The 3,382-nt window shown below is 65.7% G+C and carries 3 protein-coding genes; all 3 read right to left on the bottom strand.

The window, feature by feature from the left end; all coding sequences use genetic code 11:
• Nucleotides 1-44: 44 nt before the first annotated feature.
• The gene (locus HMPREF1136_RS00795; protein WP_009647399.1) at nucleotides 45-1,649 is read right to left on the bottom strand and encodes a LutB/LldF family L-lactate oxidation iron-sulfur protein; all 1,605 of its coding nucleotides are present in this window, start codon (nucleotides 1,647-1,649) and stop codon (nucleotides 45-47) included.
• 1 nt (nucleotide 1,650) lies between these two features.
• Nucleotides 1,651-2,448: a (Fe-S)-binding protein gene (locus HMPREF1136_RS00800; protein WP_009647401.1), complete on the bottom strand. Its 798-nt coding sequence runs from the start codon at nucleotides 2,446-2,448 to the stop codon at nucleotides 1,651-1,653.
• A gap of 311 nt (nucleotides 2,449-2,759) precedes the next feature.
• Nucleotides 2,760-3,314, bottom strand: a complete 555-nt coding sequence (locus tag HMPREF1136_RS00805; protein WP_009647400.1) for a hypothetical protein — start codon at nucleotides 3,312-3,314, stop codon at nucleotides 2,760-2,762.
• Nucleotides 3,315-3,382: the final 68 nt, after the last annotated feature.

Here is a 3,382-nt window from a genome sequence, read left to right on the forward strand (position 1 = left end):
GAGCCAGGATCGCGTTCTTTGCGTCCATGGTGGTGGTGCTCATGTCACGCCTCCTTCGGGGTCGTGTTGGTGGTCATGCCGTGTTCGGAAGCGAGCGGGAGTCCCGTAGCGGGGCGGTCCGTGCGCGGCGCGTTGGCGTCGGAGTCCTTGTGGGTGCGCTTCCACCACTGACGGAAGGTCTCCTTCGGGGCGACCGGCAGGTCGCGTGCGCGCGTCCACAGCGAGGCCGGGAACGGCAGTGCGCCGATGGCACCCTTCTTGGCGAACAGGCGGGTGGCCTTCGTGCCGGTGCCTGCCATCTTCCACAGCGTCGAGTTCGACATGACGGGCGTGGCAACGCCCAGCGCGAGGTCCCACACGTCGGGCACGAGGTTGCGCTTGACATCAACCGTGCGCGCACGCATGTGGATGAGGATCGTCGGGATGTCGATCTTGACGGGGCAGACCTCGCCACACGCGCCACACAGCGAGGAGGCGAAGGGCAGGGTGTGCACCGGATCGTCCTCGGCGAGGCCCTGGGTGAGCTGCGGGGTGAGGATCGCGCCGATGGGGCCCGGGTAGACGGAGCCGTAGGCGTGGCCGGAGGTGTGCTGGTAGACCGGGCAGATGTTCATGCACGAGCCGCAGCGGATGCAGGCGAGGGCCTGGCGGCCGATCGGGTCGGTGAGGACCTTGGTGCGGCCGTTATCCATGAGGATCAGGTGGAACTCCTGCGGGCCATCGCCGGGGGTGACGCCCGTCCACATGGAGGTGTAGGGGTTCATGCGCTCGCCGGTCGCGGAGCGGGGGAGCAGCTGGGAGAAGATCTCCACGTCCTGGAAGCGGGGGACCAGCTTCTCGATGCCCATCAGGGTGATGAGCGTGTCGGGTAGGGTCAGGCACATGCGGCCGTTGCCCTCGGACTCGAAGATGGAGACGGTGCCGGTTTCCGCGATACCCATGTTGGTGCCGGACACGGCGACCTTGGCGTGCAGGAACTTCTTACGCAGGTGGGCGCGGGCGGCGGCCGTCAGTTCGGTCGGGTCGTCGGAGAGGTCGCGGGGCGCGTCTTCCATGCGATCCAGGAAGATACCGCGGACCTCGGAGCGGTTGCGGTGGATGGCGGGGACCACGATGTGGCTGGGCATGTCGTCGGCCAGCTGGACGATCATCTCGGCGAGGTCGGTCTCGCGAGCGCTGATGCCCTGGTCCTTCAGATACTCGTTGAGGTTGGTCTCCTGGGTGGCCATGGACTTGACCTTGACGACCTCGGTGACGCCCTTGGACTTGATGATGTCCGCGACGATGCGGTTGGCCTCGTGCTTGTCGCGCGCCCAGTGGACGATGCCGCCGCGGGCGGTCACGTTGCGCTCGAACTCCTCGAGCAGCTCGGGCATGCGCGAAGCGACCTCGAACTTGACGGCCTCGGCGGCGCTGCGCAGCTTCTCCCAGTCCGGCATTTCCGCGACGCGCAGGGCGCGCTTGGAGCGGATCGTGCGGGTCGCGTGGCCCAGGTTGCGGCGCATCTGCGTGTTGGCCAGCGTCTTGTGGGCACCCTCGGGGAAGGAGGGACCCCAGCGGAGGGTGTCCTCGGGGATGGTGACGGTGGTGCGCCAGCCGCCGGTGTGGGAGTCAGGGGCAGAGGGCATTCCGATGAACGTTGCGGTCATGTCAGATCACCTGTGCGCTTTCGGGTGCGAAGGAGATGTTGCCCTCGAAGGGCTGGTCCTTGGTGGATGCCAGGATTTCGGCGAGGTGCATGGGGCGGATGCCGGAGTTGAGGCGGGAGAGACCGCCGCCGACGTGCATGAGGCAGGAGTAGTCGCCCATGACGAGGACTTCGGCGCGCGTGGACATGACGTTGGTGACCTTGTCCGCGAGCATGGAGGTGGAGGTCTCGGAGTTCTTCATGGCGAAGGTGCCACCGAAACCGCAGCAGACCTCGGCGTCGGGCAGGTCGACGAGGGTCAGGCCCTCGACGGCGCGCAGGAGGCGGTAGGGGCGATCGCCGACCTTGGCGATACGCAGCGAGTGGCAGGTCGGGTGGTAGGTGACGGTGTGGGGGAAGTAGGCGCCCACATCCTCCAGGCCGAGAACGTCGGTGAGGAGTTCGGTCAGGTCGTAGGTGTGCGCGGCGATGCGCTGGGACTGCTTGGCCAGTTCGTGGTCACCCACGTGCTCGGCGACGACCTTCTGCTCGTGGCGCACTGCACCGGTGCAGGAGCCGGAGGGGACGACGATGGCGTCCCACTCGCCGTCGAGCACGGGCTCGAAGGCCTTGACGTGGTTGCGGGTGATCTTGGCTGCGTCTTCGAAGTAGCCGGTGTTGGCGTGCATCTGTCCGCAGCACACCTGGCCTTCAGGGAAGACGACTTCGTGGCCGAGGCGCTCGAGCAGCGTTACTGTCGCCTGGGCGGCCTGGGGGAACATGACGTCTGCCAGGCAAGTGGAAAAGAGAGCGATTCGCACTGGGGATCCTTCCTCGTGGGTGCTGTCGCCCATTAGTATGACTGGGTCTGAGGTCCCGGGAGAACAATTCTGTGGGGTCGCCGCTAACTTACCTGTAGAAGTGGCGGAAACGTGCGGAAAAGTCGGGATAAATAATCTGTTGAAAACTGCCTCCGAACGGGTCATCTAGGACCTATGGGACCCGACTTAGAGCAAGGCGATCTTGCGTTTATCGTTTCTCTCTCGTCGCGTGCTCACACGCAGCAACCACGGCCTCGTTCATGGAGGGTTCATGGACGAGGCCGGGGCAGGCAATCGTGGGCGTGGCGCGGTCAGCCGGTGGTGCCCTCGCCGGTGACGATGATGAGGTGGCAGTCGGTAGATGCCGCGAAGTTGGTGATGGTGAACGACCCCCAGTCGGAGTAGATATCGTTCGCCTGTGTGTTGAGGACGTCGTTCGCGTGATCGGAGGGGACCGTGTAGAAGTGGCAGTCCTGCGGCACGTACTGGTAGAGACCCGGGTAGATGCCGGGCAGGAGGGAGTTGTTCCCGTCTGCGCTGTCCGTGAGCATCTGGATAGTGTCGGCGGGGACGGTCGCGACGCCGGTCACCCAGAAGTGGTGGTCGGGGGAAGGCAGCCCGCGTCCCTCGGGGAAGTTGGCCGCCGCGACGTGCCCCTCGGTCGCGCCCAGGGTGGGCATGCGTACGTTAAAGGAATCGGTTCGCTCTTGGACCGTGATCTCCCCGTCGGTCTTGTAGGTGAATTCCGCGAAGCGGGGATCCCCGGGGAGGCGCTCACGTGAGGATGTTGAGCCGAAGGGGTTGCAGGCGGTGGTGAGAGCTGCGACTGCTGCGAGCGTGGCAAGCAGGCGGAGGGGAATCTTCATCGGAGGGCCTTCCTGACGGAGGGGCGCAACGGGCGTCGTTGCGGCATTCAGTGCGTCGAGGCTACAAG

Source organism: Actinomyces sp. ICM47 (assembly GCF_000278725.1).
Classification (GTDB): Bacteria; Actinomycetota; Actinomycetes; order Actinomycetales; family Actinomycetaceae; genus Pauljensenia.

Bases quoted from the DNA above. Each gene is read 5' to 3' on its own strand.
- HMPREF1136_RS00795 (WP_009647399.1), bottom strand. From the start codon at position 1,649: ATGACCGCAACGTTCATCGGAATGCCCTCTGCCCCTGACTCCCACACC.
- HMPREF1136_RS00805 (WP_009647400.1), bottom strand. From the start codon at position 3,314: ATGAAGATTCCCCTCCGCCTGCTTGCCACGCTCGCAGCAGTCGCAGCT.